Origin of the sequence: Hymenobacter rubripertinctus, from assembly GCF_003583925.1 — a bacterium.
Taxonomy (GTDB): domain Bacteria; phylum Bacteroidota; class Bacteroidia; order Cytophagales; family Hymenobacteraceae; genus Hymenobacter; species Hymenobacter rubripertinctus.
In genome coordinates this window covers 29,235-50,601 of record NZ_QYCN01000023.1, presented here as the reverse complement: position 1 = coordinate 50,601, position 21,367 = coordinate 29,235, and the positions used below count along the sequence as shown (strand labels likewise).

General features: G+C 61.7%; 19 protein-coding genes. 15 read left to right on the top strand and 4 right to left on the bottom strand.

Annotated elements, in window-relative coordinates; translation table 11 throughout:
- The first annotated feature begins 13 nt into the window (after window positions 1-13).
- The 5 genes from D0T11_RS14760 (at window position 14) to D0T11_RS14740 (ending at window position 4,552) form a co-directional block, all read left to right on the top strand.
- A complete protein-coding gene (locus D0T11_RS14760; protein ID WP_119656567.1) occupies window positions 14-856 on the top strand; it encodes a phytoene/squalene synthase family protein in 843 nt (280 codons plus the stop codon).
- 171 nt (window positions 857-1,027) lie between these two features.
- A complete protein-coding gene (locus D0T11_RS14755; RefSeq protein WP_119656566.1) occupies window positions 1,028-1,501 on the top strand; it encodes a hypothetical protein in 474 nt (157 codons plus the stop codon).
- A 112-nt stretch (window positions 1,502-1,613) separates the two neighbouring features.
- A complete protein-coding gene (locus D0T11_RS14750) occupies window positions 1,614-2,816 on the top strand; it encodes a carboxypeptidase-like regulatory domain-containing protein (protein ID WP_119656565.1) in 1,203 nt (400 codons plus the stop codon).
- Between the two features lie 98 nt (window positions 2,817-2,914).
- Window positions 2,915-3,763: a 4-hydroxy-3-methylbut-2-enyl diphosphate reductase gene (locus tag D0T11_RS14745; RefSeq protein ID WP_119656564.1), complete on the top strand. Its 849-nt coding sequence runs from the start codon at window positions 2,915-2,917 to the stop codon at window positions 3,761-3,763.
- Window positions 3,764-3,787: 24 nt separating this feature from the next.
- On the top strand, window positions 3,788-4,552 hold the full coding sequence (locus D0T11_RS14740; RefSeq protein ID WP_119656563.1) for a fatty acid desaturase: 765 nt from the start codon (window positions 3,788-3,790) through the stop codon (window positions 4,550-4,552).
- 31 nt (window positions 4,553-4,583) lie between these two features.
- Here D0T11_RS14740 and D0T11_RS14735 read toward each other — a convergent pair whose 3' ends face one another.
- Complete coding sequence (locus D0T11_RS14735; RefSeq protein ID WP_119656562.1) at window positions 4,584-5,321, bottom strand: LytR/AlgR family response regulator transcription factor; 738 nt, start codon at window positions 5,319-5,321, stop codon at window positions 4,584-4,586.
- 278 nt (window positions 5,322-5,599) lie between these two features.
- On the opposite strand from D0T11_RS14735, the gene D0T11_RS14730 reads away from it, so the two are divergent.
- The gene (locus tag D0T11_RS14730) at window positions 5,600-6,172 is read left to right on the top strand and encodes a hypothetical protein (RefSeq protein WP_119656561.1); all 573 of its coding nucleotides are present in this window, start codon (window positions 5,600-5,602) and stop codon (window positions 6,170-6,172) included.
- 114 nt (window positions 6,173-6,286) lie between these two features.
- Here D0T11_RS14730 and D0T11_RS14725 read toward each other — a convergent pair whose 3' ends face one another.
- The 3 genes from D0T11_RS14725 to D0T11_RS14715 all read right to left on the bottom strand — a co-directional run bounded on the left by D0T11_RS14725 (window position 6,287) and on the right by D0T11_RS14715 (window position 9,541).
- Window positions 6,287-6,655: a heavy-metal-associated domain-containing protein gene (locus D0T11_RS14725; RefSeq protein ID WP_119656560.1), complete on the bottom strand. Its 369-nt coding sequence runs from the start codon at window positions 6,653-6,655 to the stop codon at window positions 6,287-6,289.
- 63 nt (window positions 6,656-6,718) lie between these two features.
- Entirely contained in the window at window positions 6,719-9,007 is a 2,289-nt protein-coding gene (locus D0T11_RS14720) for a TonB-dependent receptor (protein WP_119656559.1), read from the bottom strand.
- Window positions 9,008-9,106: 99 nt separating this feature from the next.
- The gene (locus D0T11_RS14715) at window positions 9,107-9,541 is read right to left on the bottom strand and encodes a hypothetical protein (RefSeq protein WP_119656558.1); all 435 of its coding nucleotides are present in this window, start codon (window positions 9,539-9,541) and stop codon (window positions 9,107-9,109) included.
- Between the two features lie 305 nt (window positions 9,542-9,846).
- Here D0T11_RS14715 and mraZ point away from each other — a divergent pair, with 305 nt between their 5' ends.
- The 9 genes from mraZ to murG all read left to right on the top strand — a co-directional run bounded on the left by mraZ (window position 9,847) and on the right by murG (window position 21,356).
- Window positions 9,847-10,323, top strand: coding sequence for a division/cell wall cluster transcriptional repressor MraZ (gene mraZ, locus D0T11_RS14710; protein ID WP_119656557.1), 477 nt, complete (start codon window positions 9,847-9,849; stop codon window positions 10,321-10,323).
- Window positions 10,320-11,273, top strand: a complete 954-nt coding sequence (rsmH, locus tag D0T11_RS14705; RefSeq protein ID WP_119656556.1) for a 16S rRNA (cytosine(1402)-N(4))-methyltransferase RsmH — start codon at window positions 10,320-10,322, stop codon at window positions 11,271-11,273. Before mraZ ends, rsmH begins: the two co-directional genes overlap by 4 nt.
- Window positions 11,274-11,425: 152 nt before the next feature.
- Window positions 11,426-12,148, top strand: a complete 723-nt coding sequence (locus D0T11_RS22600) for an FtsL-like putative cell division protein (protein ID WP_182888425.1) — start codon at window positions 11,426-11,428, stop codon at window positions 12,146-12,148.
- Window positions 12,132-14,300, top strand: a complete 2,169-nt coding sequence (locus D0T11_RS14695; protein ID WP_119656555.1) for a penicillin-binding protein — start codon at window positions 12,132-12,134, stop codon at window positions 14,298-14,300. Before D0T11_RS22600 ends, D0T11_RS14695 begins: the two co-directional genes overlap by 17 nt.
- A gap of 130 nt (window positions 14,301-14,430) precedes the next feature.
- Window positions 14,431-15,906, top strand: coding sequence for a UDP-N-acetylmuramoyl-L-alanyl-D-glutamate--2,6-diaminopimelate ligase (locus D0T11_RS14690; protein WP_380284010.1), 1,476 nt, complete (start codon window positions 14,431-14,433; stop codon window positions 15,904-15,906).
- A 321-nt stretch (window positions 15,907-16,227) separates the two neighbouring features.
- The gene (mraY, locus tag D0T11_RS14685) at window positions 16,228-17,448 is read left to right on the top strand and encodes a phospho-N-acetylmuramoyl-pentapeptide-transferase (protein WP_119656554.1); all 1,221 of its coding nucleotides are present in this window, start codon (window positions 16,228-16,230) and stop codon (window positions 17,446-17,448) included.
- 101 nt (window positions 17,449-17,549) lie between these two features.
- Window positions 17,550-18,932 carry a UDP-N-acetylmuramoyl-L-alanine--D-glutamate ligase gene (gene murD / locus D0T11_RS14680; protein ID WP_119656553.1) on the top strand — a complete coding sequence of 461 codons (1,383 nt, stop codon included), beginning with the start codon at window positions 17,550-17,552 and terminating at the stop codon, window positions 18,930-18,932.
- A gap of 53 nt (window positions 18,933-18,985) precedes the next feature.
- Window positions 18,986-20,161, top strand: a complete 1,176-nt coding sequence (locus D0T11_RS14675) for an FtsW/RodA/SpoVE family cell cycle protein (protein WP_119656579.1) — start codon at window positions 18,986-18,988, stop codon at window positions 20,159-20,161.
- A 103-nt stretch (window positions 20,162-20,264) separates the two neighbouring features.
- Window positions 20,265-21,356: an undecaprenyldiphospho-muramoylpentapeptide beta-N-acetylglucosaminyltransferase gene (gene murG / locus D0T11_RS14670; protein ID WP_119656552.1), complete on the top strand. Its 1,092-nt coding sequence runs from the start codon at window positions 20,265-20,267 to the stop codon at window positions 21,354-21,356.
- Window positions 21,357-21,367: the final 11 nt, after the last annotated feature.

Genomic DNA, 21,367 nt, shown 5'->3' with positions numbered 1-21,367 from the left:
TAATTCAAGAACCTTGGACCACGTAGCTCTTTTCACCGAAACCAGCCGGGCGTGCAGCAAACTGATTACGCAGCGGTACAGCACGTCCTTCACCCTGGGCATTCGCACCCTCGACCAGCGGTTTCATTTGCCGGTGTATTCGGTATATGGCTTTGTGCGCTGGGCCGATGAAATTGTGGATACCTTCCACAACCACGACAAGGCGGCCCTGTTCGCCGATTTCAAGCGCCAGACCTATGAGGCCCTCAACCAGCGCATCAGCCTCAACCCGGTGCTGCACGCGTTTCAGGATGTGGTGCACCAGTACGGCATCGACCGCGAGTTTATTGATGCTTTCCTCTACAGCATGGAGATGGACCTTGATGACCGCAGCTACGACCAGTCGTTGTACGCCCGCTATATCTATGGCTCGGCCGAAGTAGTGGGGCTCATGTGCCTGCGCATTTTTTGCGAGGGCGACCGGGCGCAGTTCGACCACCTGCGGGAGCCGGCCCGCCGCCTGGGCTCGGCCTTCCAGAAAATCAACTTCCTGCGCGACATCCGCTCCGACTACGAGGACCGGGGCCGGGTGTACTTTCCCGGGGTGGAGTACGGGCAGTTCACCGACGAGGTAAAGCGCACGATTGAAACCGATATCCGCGCCGACTTTGAGGCCGGCTATGCGGGTATCGTGCAGTTGCCGCGGGCGGCCCGTTTGGGCGTGTATTTGGCCTACGTGTATTACCTCAAGCTCTTCCACAAAATCCGCCAGTTACCGGCCGGCCGCATTCTGGCCGAGCGGGTGCGGGTGCCCACCAACACCAAGCTGCTGCTGCTGATGGGGTCCTGGTTTCGGTACCGGCTGGCCCGTATCTAAACAGCCTGAGCTGGGGAGTAGCGCAAGAAAACGAGCAGAAATTCGCTACTTGGCGTTATAATTGACGCAGTGCCCGGCCAACCAATAGCCGCCGCGCATACGTAGGTCGCTTACTTCCACTCCGTGATTCGCTCTCTGTTCCTTTTCTTCCTCCTGACTTTTTGCACCCTCGTGTCTACCGAAGCCAACCCGTATTCCGTTTCCCAGCTCCGCCGCCAGTATCAGCAGGCGGCTGCCAACAAGGAGGCCGGCGAGAAATTTCATAAGCTTATGGCCGCCTACACCGAGCAGAATGCCGTGGTGCTGGCGTATAAAGCTGCTTCCGAGGCCATCCGGGCCCGCGATGCTTCCATGTTCAACAAGCTGACCTACGTGCAGCAGGCCAGCAAGCAATTCGACCAGGCCGTAAAGCTCGACGCCGACAACGCCGAAATCCGGTTTCTACGTCTGAGCGTGGAAAGCAATTTGCCCGGCTTCCTCAACCTGAGCCAGCACGTGGAAGAGGACCGCCAGTTTCTGGTTCGCACCCTGCTCAACCACCCCCAGTCGGGCCTCGATGCGGAATCGTTCGATCTGGTGCGTGACTTTCTGGTGCAGCGCGGCCACGTTTCCGACCATGAAGCGCAAAAGCTGGCGCGGTTATAGAAAACCACCCGCCGGCCTGCTACCCTCGGCTCCGTAACGTCCGCGTGGACCTTGCGGGGCCGTTTTTCGTAGCGTTGGTCATGTTGTAAGTTGTTCTATTCGTTTTCTTGCTATGAAGTCTGCTTTACTGCTCCTGCTTGTTTTTCTGCTTATTGGCGGCGGTGCCCACGGCCAACAAATTTTACTCAAAGGCCGGGTTCTGGATGAGAAAAGCCGTCCCGTGCCCTATGCCAGCGTAGGAGTGGAGGGGGCCGATGTGGGGACGGCTACCAACGAAGCCGGGGAGTTTCTGCTCCGCGTGCCGCGCCTGCCCCAGCAGCTCAAGGTCGGGAGCCTGGGCTTCGAGCCCGTGGTGCAGCTGGTGACCAGTGCCACCGCGCCGCTGGTGGTGCGGCTCAAGTCCAGCGCCGTGGCCCTGCCCGAAGTGCGAGTGCGTAACCCCCAGCAGGTGGCCACCGAGCTGGTGCAGCGGGCCAGTGCCAAGCTGGCCCGGCACCAGCGCCAAACCAGCTACGGCCAGGCTTTCTACCGGCAAAAGCAGCGCCACAACGGCCGCTACACCGAGTTTATGGATGCGTTCTACGATGTGCGCTTCACGCCCGAGGGCATCAGCGGCTGGCAGCTCGCGCAGGCCCGCTACGGTCAGGTGGCCGAGGATACGGGCGTGGAAATGACTAATTTTTCGGCCGCCCTGCGGCTGATTCCGGTGTACGAACCCAAACCCAGCCCCAAAACCGTGGCCGTGCCGCTGGGGCCACGCGCGGCCCAGCAGTTTTCGTTTCAGCTCCGTGAAGTACTCCGGAACAAGGACGGGGAAACGGCCGTCATCGACTTTGCTCCCCGGCCCGAACTGGGCCAGGCGGCCCTCACCGGCACGCTCTACATCGATCTGAACACGGCGGCCCTGCGCCGGGTGGAAAGCCATGTGCCCATTGCCAACCTCATGTCGTTGCAGTTCGGCGAAGGCACCAGCCTCGACTCCCAAACCATGCGCATGACCACTGATTTCGTGCCCTACCAGGATTCGCTGAGTCGCCTGCAAGCCGTGCGGGCCGACCAGCGCATCGTGTTGCGCTATCAGAACCAGACCGACACGACCACCCTGAGTGGGAGCCTGTTTTTTTACCGGTACACGCCCAAGCAGGCCGGCAAGGGCTACAAAGCTACCGGCATCAACTACAACGACCTGCGGCAGGCCCGCAAGCAGCGCTACGACCCCACCTTCTGGCGCGACCGGGAAGTGCTGCGGGCTTCTCCCGCCGAAGAGCGTGTTATCCGGGATCTGGAGCAGCAGCAGGCATTTGGAACGTTTTAGCCGGGAGCGGAGCTAAACACTGCGGGGGTTTCGCGGTTTCTAGTCTATCTTCCGTCCGAGGCAACCTCCCGGGGGCTTCTCCGGTTACTTCGTTAGCTATGCCGCACCACCTGAGCGTCCGTATCGACCCTAATTCCGGCTTTTGCTTCGGTGTTATCTATGCTATTCAGATGGCCGAAGACCTGCTGGATGAGCAGGGCTACCTGTACTGCCTGGGCGATATCGTGCACAACGACGAGGAAGTGGAGCGTCTGGAGCGGCGCGGTCTGCGCATCATCGACTATGAGCAACTGGCTGCGCTCCGGCAGGAAGCCGTGCTCATCCGGGCCCACGGCGAGCCTCCGAGCACCTATCAGATGGCCATGGAAAACGAGCTGACCCTCATTGACGCTTCCTGTCCAGTGGTGCTCAAGCTCCAGAATCGGATCAAAACCAGTTACGATAAGCAGGATCAGATTTTCATTTATGGCAAGCACGGCCATGCCGAGGTACGCGGCCTGCTGGGCCAGACCAGCGGCCGGGCCGTGGTATTCGAAAGTCTGGAAGAGCTACTCGGCCACGCGTTGCCTGCCCGCCTGACGCTCTACAGCCAGACCACCAAGAGTACGGACTCCTTCTACCGCATCAAAAACGAACTGGTGCAACGGGGCTACGAAGTGAATGCCAACGACACCATCTGCCGCCAAGTCAGCAACCGCGACAAAGACCTGCGCCGTTTTGCCGCCCAGTACGATCAGGTGGTGTTTGTATCGGGCACCAAAAGCTCCAACGGCAAGGTGCTCTACCAGGTCTGCAAGGATACCAACCCGGCCACCCATTTTATTTCCAAGGTGGAAGACCTGAGCGCCGCGTGGTTCGAGGCCGGCCAGAGCGTGGGTATCTGCGGGGCCACCAGCACGCCCATGTGGCAGATGGAGCAGGTGCGCGAGGCCCTGCTGGCCCTGTGAGGCGGTGAATGAGCGACCAAGCCAATGACTGAGCTGACGCATACTGCTACCAGCCCCGCCGCTAGCGGGAGTGCGGCCAACCCGGCCCCGGACCGGGTGAAGCCCGGGCCGTTGCGGGGGCAGGGCGTGCTGGCCGCAGGGGTTATTCTGGGTTGCTGGGGGGCGCTGCTGCTGTTTCTGCTGGCGTATTACCGGCCCGACTGGCGCACTCCCTGGCCCTATCTGCTGGCCCTGCTGCAAACCCATCTCTACACGGGCCTCTTCATTACGGCCCACGATGCTATGCACGGTGTAGTGAGCCCGCGCAAGTGGCTCAACGACGCTCTGGGTCTGCTCACGGCGGGCCTGTTCGCGTTCAACTGGTTTCCCAGAATGCTGCCCAAGCACCATGCCCATCACCGCCACGTAGCCACCGAGCACGACCCTGATTTTCACGACGGCCGCCACTCCGGGTTTCTGCCCTGGTTCGCGCGCTTCGCCTGGAATTACGTGACGCTTGGCCAGGTATTGCTGATGGCCGGGGCCTACAATGTGCTCAAACTGTATTTCCCCCAGCCCAACGTTATTGCCTTCTGGATGCTGCCGGCCGTGCTGGCCACGCTCCAGCTGTTCTACTTCGGTACCTACCTGCCGCACCGTGGCGAGCATGCGCCCGACAACCCGCACAAGTCGCGCAGCCAGTTTCGCCACCATCTCTGGGCCTTCGTGAGCTGCTACTTCTTTGGCTACCACTACGAGCACCACGACCAGCCCTACCTGCCCTGGTGGCGGCTCTGGAAGACGAAGTAACCGGGCTGGGGCAATAGTTCACTTCCCCGCCTCAGTGCTGCCGACGGATCAGGGAGTGGTTGACGATGCGCTCCGTCACCCGCTCCCGGTACGTCTGGCCCAGGGGCAGAGCGTGGCCCCCCACTTTCACTTCCAGACTGCTCATAGAATCGATGCGGGCGGCATTTACCAGGTAGGAGCGGTGCGTACGCACGAACAGACCGGGCGGGAGCTGTTCTTCCAGGTTTTTGAGGTTCACCAGCGTCAGGTGGGTTCGCCCGTCGGAGGTGTTGATTTTGGTGAAGTCCTTGAGGGCCTCAATGTAGAGGACTTCGCGGTAGTGCAGGCGCACGAACCGGGCATCGGTACGGATGAAAAAGGAGCCCCAGCCCGTAAGCGTGTCGTTTTGCATTTCCGGCTGGGCCATGCTCACGCGCAGAATGCCCGCTACTTTGTTTACGGCTTTCAAAAACCGGTCGAGGGAAATAGGCTTGAGCAGAAAGTCGATGACATCCAAGTTGAAGCCCTCCATCGCGTACTGGGGGTGCGCCGTCATCAGGACCACCAGCGGCGGCTGTTGCAGGGAACGTACCAGATCAATACCCGTTAGATGGGGCATGGTCACGTCGGAAAACAGCACCCCTACCTGATGTTCGGTCAGGTACCGATGGGCTTCTAACGGGTCGGTGAAGGCCGCCTTCACGTCCAGCACATCCGTCATGGCGATGTAGGCCTGCAACAGGTCCAGTACCAGCGGGTCATCATCAAGGAGCAGGCACGAAATCTTCATCCGATGAAGTAAAAGGGAGGTAGAGAAGTCAATATAAAAGGATAAAATCAAATTGTCTTATAAATTATTGAAAGAAAACAATTTTGTCGCCCTTAACAGGCTCTTGGTCTACTTTTGCGGGTAGTTGCTCTATAATTAAGAGATTAACAATTAGCGCTTTACTTGGACTGCGTAGAAGGTAGTAAGCAGCAGCCACCTACACCCCCCGAGTGGCTGCTCTCAGCTCCGAATTGCGGCCTGCTACTGCTGCCAGTTGCTTTCATAATATCTACGCTACCATGAAAACCAGTGTATCGAATCACCCGTCGAATGCCTCGCCGGTAGAGTTGGGCGTGGCGCTTACCATCACCCATCACGAGGGTGTGCGCCGCTCGCTGCGCACGGCTTTTGGCCTGAGCAGCCGCGCCCTCAACCTGCGTATCGATGCGGGCATGGACCTGATTTTTCTGTGCGAAACTACCCTGCCGGGCTCTTTGCCCTGCCTGGCTTCGCTCACTCACCCGGCTGTGCGGGCCGTTATGTTGCGGCAGGCCACGCTCAGCTGGGTGCCCGATACCGGGCAGGGAATCGGGCGCGGTACCCCAACGCTGGGGGCTTTGGAACGCGGAAACTGCTTCCTGACGGCCAATAGCCGCAAAGTGCCCATTGCCACTTTCGGTCCGGCCAACGTGCAGCCTACCAGGGTAGATATGGAGCTGCTGGGCCAGCCTAACCTGCTGGAATTCCTGCGGTCCGAGTGGTTTACGCTCGAGATTTCGGGTACCAACCGCCGCCGGCTCAGCCGCTCGTTGGCGTTCCGGATAGACCTACAGTTTGAAGTACAGATGGGCGCTTCTACCGCTACTGCCTGATCCGGAATGGCAGCTATCTTCCTTGCCAGCAAAAGTAACAAAGTAGCCTCTTCCGTAAACAAAAAAGGCCTCTGGGATGCTTTCCAGAGGCCTTTTCAGGAATGGGGGCGGGTGCTAATGAACACTATTGGTTTTCTTGCAGCACTCCGGCAGCCGCTGGTAGGCACGGGCGTCGGCGGTCTGGTCGTCGGCGTCGTAGCCGGTTTGCTGCACGGCAGTCCGCAGAGCCGTCGGGGTCGTTTTGTCGGGCCGGTACGTCACGGTCAGTACCTGGCTGGGCACGTCGAGCTGGGCTTGCTGTACGCCTTTTTCGTAGGCCAGCGCCTTTTCGAGGCGGGCCTTGCACATGTCGCACACGGCGGAAGTTTTGAGTTGCAGCGTTTCGGTGGCGGGGCCTTTGGCTTTGGCCGCCGACTGGGCAAAAGCGCCGGCCGACGTCAGCAGCAGGCCGCAGCAGAGAAAGAAGGATGCGAAGAGTTTCATGAGCAGTAAAACGAGGTGGAAGAAGGAAAAAGTGCCCCGTAAGGCAAAGAAGGAAGATCAGCGTTACGGCAGCGTGAAGCGCATGCCCAGGTAGGTAAGCCGGCCGTAGACCGGACCCCAGATCATGGCCGCGTCGAAATCGGGGCCAAACGGCGCGTAGGCGCCCTGGATGGGGTTGGCTTGGCGGTAGTTGGTCAGGTTCTCAACGCCGGCGTACACTTCCCAGCGCTTAAAGGCCCGCGTGAGCTGGCTGTTGAGCAGGGCGTAGCGCGGACTGAAGGGCAGGGTGGTTTCGTCGCTGCCGTGCTGGTGGCCGGCACTGCCGGGCTCGTGGGCCAGGGGGCGGCGGCCGTAGCCCTGCACCGTGAGGTCGGCGCGCCACTTATCGAAGGCTGTGGCATAGGCCAGGTTCAGAAACAGGCGGTTACGGGGCGTGAGCACCTTCGGCAGCAGCTGGCCGTCGTAGGTTGTTTTCACGTCCAGAAACTTGTAGGCAGCCTTGGCCTGGAGTCCTTTCACGGGCTCTACCTGCACTTCGGCCTGAAAGCTGCGCGAGTAGCTGCGCCCGCCCGGCTCCAGGTTACCGATGAGCAGCTGCGTGGTGGCGGTGTACGGGTCGGTTACTACCTGGTTCTGAAATTCGGTGTGGTAATAATCCGTGATGAGGGTGGCCGCCCGCCCGAAGGCGTTGAAATACTGGGTGAACGAGCCGCCCACGTTCCAGGCTTTTTCGGGCCGCAAATTGGGGCTGATGACGAATTCGCGGGAACTGACGAGCATGCCCGTGTTTTCGGCCAGCGGGTTGGCTACCCGGAACCCCCGGCCGGCAGCCAGGCGCAGCACGGTGTTCTTGGCCGCGTCGTACTTCACATTCAGACGGGGCGTGAGCAGCCAGCCGTAGAGGTTGTGGCGGTCGAGGCGCAGGCCCGTGACCACCGTCAGGTTGCGGGCGTTCTGGTAGGTGTACTCGCCGAAGGCCCCGGGCACTTGCTCCTGGCGGTTACGGTGCTCCCGGTCGAAGCGCTGCTGGGGCGTTTCGGTGGGGTAGAGGAAGCCCGTGCGGTATACTTCCCGGTAGTCATCGTGCAGCAGGCTCAGGCCGGCCCGGTAGGTGTGAGCCGTGGTCCCGATAATGCTCTGGAACAGCAACGTAGCCAGGCTGGTGCGCTGGGTGCCGTCGTAGGTGCGCCGGCCGTAGCGGGAGGTGAAGTCGTGGTCGGTGGCCGAGAGCAGCAGCCCCAAACTCTGGTAGGGCCGGCCGGCCCAGGTGTAGCTGGTTTTGGCGTAGCCGGTGTAGCGGTTGGTGGCCTGGGTGGTGCCGTAGAACGGGCCGGGCACATCCTCGCGGAAGCCCAGCTGGCCGCCCTGCCGGGTTTCGCGCAAGGCACCCAGCCCGATTTCCGTCACGAAGCCCCGGCCCGAGTTGTACTTCCACTTATTGAACGCGTTGTACTGGGTGGCCAGGGGCAGGTCCAGGAAACCGTCGTTGTTGCGGTCGGCGCGGCGGCCCAGGTGGTCGGTGTGCAGCAGCAGGGTGGTGCTCACCTTATCCGTGAGGCGCGTAGCCAGGTTCAGGTTCACGTCGAATTTGCCCAGGTCGTTACCGTAGGCGTTCAGCAGGAGCCGTTCGGCCTTTTCGGGTTCCTTGAGGCGGATATTTACCTGGCCCGAAATGCTTTCGTACCCGTTTACCACCGAGCCCATTCCCTTGATAATATCGATGCCCTCAATCCAGGGGCCGGCCAGGTAGTTCAGGCGGTAAGGCGTGGCCAGGCCGCGCAGGGCCGGCAGGTTGTCCACGGTCAGCAACGAGTACGCCCCATCGAGGCCCAGCAGCTGAATTTGCTTGGCCCCTGAAACCGCATCCGTCGTCGAAACCTCCACCGAGGCGTTGGTTTCGAAGCTTTCGGCCAGATTGCAGCAGGCCGATTTGGTCAGGTCGCGGCTGGTGATGACCTGGGTGTTAGTGGGCGTGAGGCCCGAGTAGGAGGGGGCGCGGGCTTCTACTTTCACTTCGCCCAACTCTCCGGAGCGGCGCAGCGGCACGCGTAGGTAGCCGCCGCCGGCCCGCACCGTATCGGCCAGGTAGCCCAGAAAGTTAATAATGAGGCGGTTGTCGGAGCCTGCCGGACGGACCAGGGAAAAAGTGCCTTGAGTATTGGTAGTAGTAGCATCGGTGGTGGTGCTGAGCCAGCGCACCACGGCTCCGGGTACGGGGGCTTTGGTTGTGGCATCAAGCACTTGGCCGCGCACGGGGGCCACGGAAGCATCGGGCGACTGGGCGCGGGCCGCGCCGCCCAGCACAAGGCCGGCCACGGTGAGCACCCGGCGGAGCCGAATAAAGGAAATCATACAAATGAGGAAATTAGCGGTTCTTACCGAAGAAATATGCCGCCCCGGCCAAACCGGGCGCGGCCGGCTTCTGCGGAGCAGAAGCCAGCGGAAAAAACGCTAGACGACCAGAATGCCCCCGAACGTGAGCAGGGTGCGCCCACCCAGCGGGGGCGGGGAGGAGTGGGCAGCAAACCAGCGGGCGGCGACGGCTGCTATGTACGGCACCGGATGAGGGGCCACTGGCCAGCCGGGCAGCAGGGCCGGGACCGGGGCCTTCACCCAGGCCAGGTGGGCCGAGGGCGTGTCGAGCTTATGGAAGTGGGCCCCGAACTCGCAGCAGCTTCGGGTGAGCTGCGCGGCCCTAGTCTGGTCCGGCTCCTGCTTCACGCGCGCCGGAGGGCAGCCGTGTTGGGCCGGTTGGAACACAATCGCCGCCGAATGCGCTCCGCTCAGAAGGCAGGTATGCTGCTGCACCGTGAGGCCCACCGAGGCGGTGAGCACCAGCAGGGCCAGCCAGATACTAAAGAACTGATGGAAAAGCGGGCGTTTCATAAGCTGCCCAAAGATACAATGCCCCGCCCGAAAGCCCGGTACGGAATCCGGGGCGGGCAGCTACGAATGGCTGGCCCGGAGCGTTGCGTCTGGCCTCAGTCGAATGGAACTCTGTCCTAGAAAAACGTCTGCCATTCTGGCGTACTTCGGAAAACGAGCGGATGTAATGAAGCAAAAAATGGCCTGAATATGCTCCGGAAGGCATATTTGGCTGGTGGTAGAAAATGGTAAATCGTGGTGCCCTTTTCCAAGCGGTTCCGTACTTTTGCTATATCCCGTTGCCATGCCCACGCCATCCCGCCCATATGAACCAGTTGCTCTCCGGCGAATACGAGTGCAAGCCCGACCTGAAAGGTCGGCTGGTGCTGCCGGCGAAGGTGAAGGCGAATCTGCCGGAAGCTTCGGGCAACCAGCTGGTGCTGGTCCGCGGGTTTGAGCCCTGCCTAGTGCTCTACCCCCGGGCGGCCTGGCGCGTGATTCACGAGAAGGTAATGGCCCTGGACGAGTTCAATGAGGAATACCGCCAATTCCAGCGCAACTTTTTCCGGGGCATGACGGAGGTGGAGCTCGACAGCATCGGGCGGTTTATGCTGCCGCGCACCATGCTGCGCTACGCCGGCATCGAGCGGGAAGCCATTATCGTGGGCTTGGGCAACCGCTGCGAAATCTGGGACCCCACCCGCTACGACGACTTCCTTATAAAGGACCAGCAAAGCTTCTCGAAGCTGGCCCAGAAATTTCTGACCACCGAAACCGGCCCCCCCGGCCCCCCGGCCGCATGAGCAACGATTTGAACGACTACGCCAACGACTACGCCAACGACGCCGCCTACCACCGCCCCGTGATGCTGCGCGAATGCCTGGAGGGCCTCGACCTGCGACCCGGCGGCCGCTACGTGGACGTAACCTTCGGCGGCGGCGGTCACTCGGCCCGCATCCTGGAGCGCCTGCAAAGCCCCGGCCACCTGTTCAGCTTCGATCAGGATGCCGATGCCGAGGCGGAAGCCGCCCAGCTGGCCCGGCCGGAGTTTACCTTCATCCGCAGCAACTTCCGCCACCTGCACGCCGAACTGAACCAACGCGGCGTGCTGCCCGTGGATGGCCTGCTGGCCGATCTGGGCGTATCGTCCCACCAGTTCGATACGCCGGAGCGCGGCTTCAGCACCCGCTTCGACGGCCCCCTGGACATGCGCATGGACCCCGACGGCGGCGACGCCTCGGCCGCCGACCTCATTAACGAGTACCCGGAGGCCGAGCTGCACCGCATTTTTGGCATGTACGGCGAGGTGACCAACGCCCGCACCCTGGCGGCCACCGTAGTTTCGGCCCGGCGCGGGCAGGCCATTACTACCATTGCGGGCCTCAAAAAAGCCATTGCGCCCTGCACGCCCCGGGGCAAAGAAAACAAGTACCTGGCCCAGGTTTTCCAGGCCCTGCGCATCGAGGCCAACGACGAAATGGCGGCCCTGCGCGAGATGCTGGAGCAAACGGCCCGGGTGCTGCGCCCCGGCGGCCGGCTGGTGGTCATGAGCTACCACTCGCTCGAAGACCGGTTGGTGAAGAACTTCCTGGCTAAGGGCAAGTTTTTCGGCGAAGCCGACAAGGACCTGTTCGGCCGCACCGACCTGCCCTTTGAAGTGGTTACCCGCAAACCTGTGGAAGCCACGCCCGAGGAAATTGCCCTCAACAGCCGCGCCCGAAGCGCGAAGCTGCGCATCGCAATTAAAAAGTAAAAGCGAAAAAGTAAAAATGACGAATAACGATGGAGATGAGTTGATTTTTGGAATGTTCACGCTGGTTCAGGAGCTGCGCAATTGCGCACCTTGCAACTCAAAAGCTGAACGTTCGGGCAGCTCATTTTTCACTTTTAATTTTTAATTCAAAAATGGCCGCCAACACCGTCCGTCCCGTCGCCAGCCAGCCCCGCGCCAACGTGCCCCGCACTGCGGAACCGGAGCCGGTGCGCCCGCCGGTGGCCGAGCCGGAACCCATGCCCGMGCCCGCCCCCCGGCCGGKGCGCACGCCCCGGCCGGCCGCCGCCAAGCGCAGCAACTGGAGCGTGTTTACGCTGCTCGAGCGCGTGACGCGGGTGGACGGGCTGTTTCAGGAAGGGCTGCCAGTGCGGTTTCTGCCCCACCTGCTCTTTATTATGTTCCTGACGCTGGTGTACATCGGCAACACGCACTACGCCACGCGTATGAACCGGGGCATTCAGAAGCTTAAACTCGAAACCGAGGACCTGCGCGCCGACTACACCACTCTCAAATCGGACTACATGGAGGCCAGCAAACAGAGCGAGGTGGCCCGCAAAGTAGCGGCCTACGGGCTGGTGGAAAGCTCCTCGCCACCCTTCCGCATTGCCGTGCCCGCCGGCGGCCTTGATGAAGCCGAGCTGGACCGCATGCCCCTGCTCACCGCCGACTCGGTGGCGGCCATGACGGCCCGCGCCCGCGCCGACTCGCTGCGCCGGGCCATCGGCCCGGCCGTGGGCGGCGACTCGGTGGAGGTGGGCGCGCCTCCCGTGCCCATCGGGACTGACTTAACCGGCGAACCGGCCGCTGCATCCTCCCATCGTTCTGCCAATCGCCGCAATGAAAGGAAACGTTAAAAAAAGCATCGTTACCCGCATCCGGCTGGCCTTTTTGGGGGTCTGCCTGTTTTCGGCGGCCATTGTGTGGCGCATTGTCCACATCCAGTTTCAGGAGGGAGCCCGCTGGAGCGCCCTGGAGCAGGAGCGCCGCATCGTGTACCAGCCCGTTTTCGCCACCCGGGGCAACATCTACTCCGACAACGAGAGCATTATGGCTACTTCGCTGCCCTTCTACCGGGTGGCCTGGGACCCGAGCGTTGTCGACGATGATTTGTTCAACCAGAAGGCCGATTCACTGGCCCGGTTGCTGGCGAACTTCTTCGGTGACCGCAGCCGGCAGGAATATTTCCGCCGCCTCAAGGACGCCCACAACCCCAAGAGTAAAACGCGCTATATCCGCCTGAACTCGCGGCAAATCAACTTTCAGGAAAAAAAGGAGCTGGCTACCTGGCCCATTTTCCGGGAGGGCAAAAACCGGGGCGGGGTTATTTTCGAGCAGGTGGACAAGCGCTTCCGGCCCTTCGGCGGGCTGGCCCAGCGCACCATCGGCTTCATCAACGAGGACAAGAACGGGGCGGGCCTGGAATTCACCTTCAACCGCCACCTGGCCGGCCGCGACGGGGAGGCCCTGTTCGAGCGCCTGCCCGGCGGCAATAAGCCCATCTACGACGGTACCGAGGTGAAGCCCCAGCCCGGCTACGACGTGAAAACGACCCTCGATATCAACCTCCAGGACATGGCCGAAAATGCCCTGTATAAGTCGCTGGTCGAGAATAATGCCCAGTACGGCACCGTGATTCTGATGGAGGTGAAAACCGGCGAAATCAAGGCCGTGGCCAACCTGGGCAAGGTGGCCGAAGGTGTGTACCGGGAGGATTACAACTACGCCATTGCCGACCAGGGCCGTACCGAGCCGGGCTCGACCTTCAAGCTGGCCTCGATGATGGCCGCCTTCGAGGAAGACCCTGGCCTGCAACTCACCGACACGATTAACACCGGCCGCACCGGCTCGCTCAAAATTGGGGGAGCCGTGAAAACTGACTCCCACCCCTACGGCCGCATCACATTGCAGCAGGTGTTCGAGAAGTCGTCGAATATCGGCGTAGCCAAGCTCACCGACCGCATTTTCAACAAGAAGCCGGAGCGGTATACCGACTACCTCAAGCGCTTTGGCCTCGACAAGCCCTTGGGCTTCCAGATGGCCGGTGAGGCCCGCCCTTACATCAAGGACCCCAACGACCGGAGCTGGAGCCGTACCTCGCTCACAACCATGAGCATCGGCTACGAGCTGAAGCTGGCCCCGCTGCAAACGCTGGCCTTCTACAATGCCGTGGCCAACGGCGGGGTGAAAATGCAGCCTATGATTGTGAAGGAAATCAAGCAGGCCGATAAAATAATTGAGCAGTTTGAGCCGGTGGTACTGATTCCGAAAATCTGCTCCGATGAAACGCTGCAAAAGGTGCGGGCCATGATGGAAGGCGTGGTGGAGCACGGTACCGCTCGCGGCATCCGCACCCGCGACTATCTGATTGCGGGCAAAACCGGCACGGCCTGGAAGTTCAAGAACGGGGCTTACACCCGCACGTATTCTACCAGCTTCTGCGGCTATTTCCCGGCCGACAACCCCAAGTACAGCTGCATCGTGGTGGTCGATTCGCCCAAGAACGGCCGCATTTACGGGGCCGACGTGGCCGCGCCGGTGTTCCGGGAGCTGGCCGACAAAGCCATGGCCCGCGACGCGGCCTCGCAGCGGCCGCTGCTGGCCCGCGCCCCCCAGGGCAAGTCGCGGGTGCCCATGGTGCAGGCCGGTATGCAGGATGAGCTGACGATGATGTTTGCCCAGCTGGGCGTGCGCCACGCGGGCAGCACCGGCACCGATGACTGGGTGCGCACCGCCCCCGCCCCCGCCGCCGACTCGGCCGATGTGCTGCTGCGGCCCCTGCCTATGCGTCCCGGTCGGGTGCCCAACGTGCAGGGCCTCACGCTCCGCGACGCCCTGTTCCTGCTCGAAAACCGGGGTCTGCGGGTGCGCAGCAACGGCTCGGGCCGGGTAACGGGCCAGTCGGTGGCCGCCGGCACGCCCGCCAAGCGCGGCACCACCGTCGTGATTCAGCTCGAACCCATCGGTGCCAAATCGAGGCCGCTGGCGGTGCAGACCGCTGCGCCCTGATGCTACCGCCCGGTTTTCCAGGACTGAAGCCCTGGGCTAGTTAGCGGGAAACAGGCCGGCTGAACAATGCTGCATAGCTCAGGGCTTCAGCCCTGGGACCCCGCAATACGAACGATAGACCAGAACAACCTTGAACCAGACGACCACGCTTGCCCAACTCCTGACCGCCGCCATTGTGCTCGACCAGCACGGCCCAACGGATGCTGCCGTAACCGCCCTCACGCTGGATTCGCGGCAGGCGGGGTCGGAAACGGTGTTTTTTGCCTTGCGGGGTACCGCCACCGATGGCCATCAGTTCATACAGAAAGCGGTGGAGCTGGGCGCGGCCGCAGTGGTGTGCGAGGAGTTGCCAGCCGAGCTGAACCCGGCCACCAGCTACGTGCGGGTGGCCGATTCGGCCCGGGCAATGGCGCTGATGGCGGCCGAGTTCTACGGGCATCCGTCCAAAGCAATGCAGCTGGTGGGCATTACGGGCACCAACGGCAAAACCACCTGCGCCACGATGCTCCACAAGCTGTTCCGGGAGCTGGGCTACCACTGCGGGCTGCTGAGCACGGTGCAGAATCAGATAAATGAGCAGGTGATTCCGAGCACCCACACCACGCCCGACGCCATCCGCCTCAACGCGCTGCTGGCCCGGATGCTGCGCGCCGGCTGCACCCACGTGTTTATGGAGGTCAGCTCCCACGCCGTGGTCCAGCACCGCGTGACAGGTCTGCACTTCGCGGGTGGGGTGTTCACCAACCTCAGCCACGACCACCTGGATTATCACGGCACCTTCGACGCCTACCTGAAAGCCAAGAAGGGTTTCTTTGATATGCTGCCCAAGTCGGGTTTTGCCCTGAGCAACGCCGACGATAAGCGCGGAGCCGTGATGCTGCAAAACGTAGCTGGCCGCCGCGAGCTGTACTCGCTGCGGGGCCACGGCGAGTTCCGGGCCCGGCTGCTCGAAAACGCGGTGCACGGCCTCCACCTCGAAATAGAGGGCCGGGAGGTGCAGTTTCGGCTCATCGGCGTGTTCAACGCCTACAACCTGCTGGCCATTTACGGCACGGCGGTGCTGCTGGGCGAAGACCCCACGGAAGTCCTCACGGTGCTTTCGGGCCTGACCTCGGCCCCCGGCCGGTTCGAGCCGGTGGTATCGGCCAAAACGCGTATTACGGGCATCGTGGATTACGCCCACACGCCCGACGCGCTGGAAAACGTGCTCCAGACCATTGCCGACATCCGTCAGCCCAGCCAGCAGGTGATTACGGTGGTGGGCTGCGGCGGCAACCGCGACGGGGCCAAGCGCCCCCTCATGGCCCGCTTGGCTGCCGAGCTGTCCGACCGTGCCGTGCTCACCTCCGACAACCCCCGCTTCGAGGACCCCAACGACATTCTGGCCCAGATGCAAACCGGTGTGCCCGCCGCTGCGCTAGGCAAAGTCCTCACCATTGCCGACCGCCGCGAAGCCATCAAAACGGCCGTGGCCCTGGCCCAACCCGGCGACATTGTGCTGGTAGCGGGCAAAGGCCACGAAACCTACCAGGAAATCAAAGGCGTTAAAAACGATTTCGACGACAAGCAGGTGCTTCAGGAGATGTTCCAGCTGCTGGGGAAATGAGTTGAAACGTCAGATGGAGTAGCCGCACTGCTTCGTTCAATGTTTCGCCTCACCCCCCGGCCCCCTACGCCGCTCAATGCGCGGAATGAAAAGGAGAGGGGGAGCCTGACAGACCAGCGTACGGTTACAGCTACATACATCCTCCTTTTAGTCGTCTGTCTCCCCCTCTCCTTTTTCGGAGACGGGGCCGGGGGGTGAGGCGCGACGCCAGAACGAAGCAGTGTGGCTGCTCCACCTGATCGTTTTCTTTGACCCCAACCCAAAAAACCGAACCTTTGCAGTCCGCAAACCTCCCCAACCCGACTGCCGACCACCGCGCCCATGCTGTACTACCTCTTTAATTACCTATACAAAGTCTACCACATTCCGGGCACCGGCGTGATGCAGTACACCTCGTTCCGGGCGGCGCTGGCTATTGTTTTCTCCCTCATCATCGCCCAGTACTTCGGGGCCCCGCTGATCCGGCTGTTGCAGCGCCAGCAAATCGGCGAAACCATCCGCGATTTGGGTTTGCAGGGGCAGGCCGAGAAGAAGGGTACCCCCACGATGGGCGGGCTTATCATTCTGCTGGCCATTCTGGTGCCGGTGCTGCTGTTTGCCAAGCTCGAAAACATCTACATCATCCTCATGATTCTGAGCACGGTGTGGCTGGGGCTGATTGGCTTCGTCGACGACTACATCAAGGTCGTGAAGAAGGATAAGGAGGGGCTGGCCGGGCGTTTCAAGATTCTGGGCCAAGTGGGTTTGGGCCTTACGGTGGGCTGGGTGCTGTTTTTCAGCAACGACGTAACCGTGCGCCAGTACGCGCTGGCCAACGGCACGTTCTCGGCCGTAGACGCCAGCGGCGTGTACCAGGACGTGAAGCTGATGATTACCACCGTACCATTTCTCAAAAACAACGAGCTCAACTACGGCGACCTGTTCGCCACGGCCGGCGACTTTTTCAACGAGTACTACGCCTTCTTCTACGTTCCCATCGTCATCCTCATCATCACGGCCGTCAGCAACGGGGCCAACCTCACCGACGGCCTCGATGGGCTCGCGGCGGGCACCTCGGCCATTATCGGGACCACGCTGGCCATTTTCGCCTTCGTGAGCGGTAACGCGCTATTGGCCGACTACCTCGACATCATGTTCATCCCGAACTCGGGCGAGCTGGTCATTTTCTGCGCCGCCTTTGTGGGGGCCTGCGTGGGCTTTTTGTGGTACAACAGCTACCCGGCCCAGGTTTTCATGGGCGATACGGGCTCGTTGGCCATCGGCGGCATCATTGCCGTGCTGGCCCTCATCGTGCGGAAAGAGCTGCTCATTCCGGTGCTCTGCGGGGTGTTCCTGATCGAAAGCGTCTCGGTGATGGCCCAGGTGAGCTACTTCAAGTATACCCGCAAAAAGTACGGCGAGGGCCGCCGCCTGCTGCGCATGTCGCCGCTCCACCACCACTACCAGAAACTGGGCTACCACGAGTCTAAAATCGTGTCGCGCTTCTGGATTGTGGGCATCATGCTGGCCGTGCTGACGCTGGTGACTTTGAAACTGCGCTAACAGCGGTTCCCGCAGAGGGTCGCAGAGGAATGCGCAGAACGTTCTGCGAACCTCTGCGCATTCCTCTGCGACCCTCTGCGGGAACCCCAAAAAGAATAATCATGCACTACGTAATTCTAGGAGCGGGTGAGAGTGGGGTAGGGGCGGCACTGCTGGCCCAGGCCAAAGGCCACACCGTATTCGTGTCCGATAAGAGCCCGATTCAGCCCCGCTACCAGGAAAAGCTGCGCAACGCCACTATCCGGTTCGAGGAAGGCCAGCACACGCTGGCCGAAATCCTGACGGCCGATGAGGTGGTGAAAAGCCCCGGCATCCCGGAAAAAGCGCCCGTCATTCAGGCCCTGCGCCAGCACAACACGCCCATCATTTCCGAAATCGAGCTGGCCGGGCGCTACACGAAAGCCCGGTGCATCGGTATCACGGGCACCAACGGCAAAACCACCACCACGCTGCTCACTTACCATCTGCTGAAGGAAGCCGGCCTGAAAGTAGGCCTGGCCGGCAACGTGGGCTACTCGCTGGCCGAGCAGGTTGTTGCCGATGCGCACGACTACTACGTGGTGGAACTAAGCTCCTTCCAGCTCGACGACACCTACGATTTTCAGCCCTGGATTTCGGTGCTGCTCAACATCACCCCCGACCACCTTGACCGCTACGACTACTCGCTCGAAAAGTACGCCCAGTCCAAGCTGCGCATCACCCAGCGCCAGGACAGCAGCAACTTCTTCATCTACAACGCCGACGACGAAACCATCCAGCGCTACTTCCAGGGCGCGTTGCGGCCCATGCGCCAGCTCCCCTTCAGCCTGCACCAGCGCCCCGATTTCCAGTTGGCCGGCTTTTATGCCGCCGAAACCACCGTGCAGGTAGATTTACAGCCCGGTACGCCCGGCGAAACCGGGCAAATCAGTACCGCTGGCTCCCCGCTCATCGGGCAGCACAACCGCCAGAACACGCTGGCCGCCGTGCTCTGCGCCCGCATTGCCGGTCTCGACGCCGCCCGGATTGAAACCGGCCTGGCCTCGTTCCGCAACGCCGACCATCGTCTGCAACTGGTGGGCGAGCATAACGGCGTGCGCTTCATCAACGACAGCAAGGCTACCAACGTGGAGGCCGCCTGGTACGCCCTCGACGGCATCACGGCCCCCATCATCTGGATTGCGGGCGGCACCGACAAGGGCAACGACTACGCCAGCCTGCTACCGCTGGCCCAAAGCCGCGTAAAAGCGCTAATTTGTCTGGGCCTCGACAACGAGAAGCTGAAAACCACTTTCGGCAATCTGGTGCCCCAACTCGAAGACACCCAACGGATGGAAGCCGCCGTGCAACGGGCCGCCGCTCTCGCCGTCCCCGGCGACGTGGTGCTGCTCTCGCCCGCCTGCGCCAGCTTCGATCTGTTCCAGAACTACGAGGATCGGGGCCGGCAATTCGCCGCTGCCGTGGCCGCGCTAGGGCCTGAGTCCACCGCCAAAGAATCAGCGTAATCAGCGGTAAATCATAGAAGCGGAAAATCAACAAAAAGCAGTGATTCATGGAAATGCTAACCAACTGGCTGCGCAAAAACCTCAAGGGTGACCCCATTCTGTGGGGCATTGTGGTGCTGTTTTCGCTGATTTCGATTGCCGTGGTGTACTCGGCTACCGGCACGCTGGCTTACAAGAGCCGGGGCGGTAATACCGAGTATTTCCTCATGAAGCACACCAGCCTGATTTTTGTGGGCCTGTTCTTCATGTGGCTGGCCCACCGCATCGACTACCGCTACTACTCGCGCATCTCGCTCTACGCCCTGCTGCTATCGGTGCCGTTGCTGCTGTTCACCTACTTCATGGGCGGTACCACCTTCAACGACGCCTCGCGCTGGCTCACCATCCCCGTCATCAACCAAACCTTCCAGCCCTCCGACCTGGCCAAGCTGGCCCTGATTTCCCATTTGGCCTCCATGCTCAGCCGCCGCCAGCAGAACGTGGGCGACTTCAAAACCACCCTGCTACCGGTAATGCTCTGGGTGGGCGTCATCTGCGGGCTCATTATCCTGTCGAATGCCTCCACGGCGCTGTTGCTGTTTGCTACCTGCCTGCTGCTGATGTTTATCGGGCGGGTGCCGCTCAAGCAGATGGCCGTAATGGTGGTCATTGGCGTGGTTATCGGGGGCGTGGGGCTGGTGGCGGGGCAGCGCTGGAAAACGGTGCAGTCGCGCATTGAGAGCTTTACCGATAAGAGCAAGCCGGTGCCCTTCCAGCTGGAGCACGCCTACATTGCCGAGGCTACCGGCGGCGTTTTCGGCAAGGGGCCCGGCAAAAGCACCGAGCGCAACATCATGCCCCACCCGTACTCCGACTTCATTTACGCCATCATCATTGAGGAGTACGGCTTGTTCGGGGGCGTAGTAGTACTGTTTCTCTACTTAGCTTTCCTGTACCGGGGGCTGAAAACGGTGATGAACAGTTACGGGGCTTTTGGGGGGCTGCTCTCGGCGGGTATCACGTTCAGTCTGGTGTTGCAGGCGATGGTGAACATGGGCGTGGCAGTGGGCCTGGGCCCCATTACCGGCCTGCCGTTGCCGCTGCTGAGTATGGGCGGCACTTCGCTTATCTTCACCGGCATCAGCATCGGCATTATCCTGGCCGTGAGTCGGGGCGAGCGGGAAATCCGCCCGATGGCCGGCGAACCCGCCGACACCCCCCGCATCCCAAAAGTGTCGCAGTACGCCTAAAGGAGCTGTTAGCTGCTGGCTATTAGCTGTTAGCTTGATTTAATCAAGGTGATGGTGGTGGCGGGAAGCTAGCAGCTAATAGCTAACAGCTAACAGCTCAAAAATGAAACTTATCATCAGCGGCGGCGGCACTGGGGGGCACATTTTCCCGGCCGTCGCCATTGCCAACGAAGTCCGCCGCCGCCACCCCGATGCGGAAATCCTGTTCGTGGGGGCCAACGGCCGCATGGAGATGACCCGTGTGCCCGAGGCCGGCTACAACATTGTGGGCCTCGACATTGCGGGGTTGCAGCGCAGCTTCACGCCCAAAAACCTGCTGTTTCCCCTCAAGGTGATGCGCGCCGTGCGCAAGGCCGGCAAAATCATAAACGAGTTCCGGCCCGATGCCGTGGTGGGCGTGGGCGGCTATGCTTCGGCCCCGGTGCTGCTGGCGGCCACCTCACGGGCCATTCCGGCCCTCATTCAGGAACAGAATTCCTACGCCGGCCTTGTAAATAAGCTGCTGGCCAAAAGAGTACAGCGCATCTGCGTGGCCTACGAAGGCATGGCCAAGTTCTTCCCCGCCGACCGGCTGGTGCTGACCGGCAACCCCGTCCGCACCGAAATTGCCGACGGCCAGCGGGCCGAGGCGCGGGCCTTTTTCGGCCTCGATGAGCGCCGGCCGGTGCTGCTGGTGATTGGGGGCAGCCTGGGCGCGCGCACCCTCAACCAGGCCACAGCCGCCGCCCTGCCCCGCCTGCAAGCGGCGGGCGTGCAGCTGCTCTGGCAAACCGGCAAGCTCTACTTCCCCGAGGCTGATAAGCAGGCAGTTCCGTTTGCTGCCGATGGCCTGCACGCCCACGAATTCGTGCACCGCATGGACCTGGCCTACGCCGCCGCCGACGTGGTGGTGAGCCGGGCCGGGGCCCTGTCGGTATCGGAACTGTGCCTGACGGGCAAGCCCAGCATCCTGGTGCCCTCGCCCAACGTGGCCGAAGACCACCAGACCAAGAACGCCCTGGCCCTCACCACAAAGGATGCCGCCTTGCTCGTCCGCGATGCGCAGGCCACTACCACCCTTTACGATCAGGCGCTGGCCTTGCTCCAGGACCCGGCGCGGCAGCAGCAGCTAAGCGCCAACATCCGGGCGCTGGCCCGCCCGCAGGCCACGGCTACCATTGTAGACGAGCTGCTGAAACTGATTCCGAACAAGTAATTGGTGGTCTT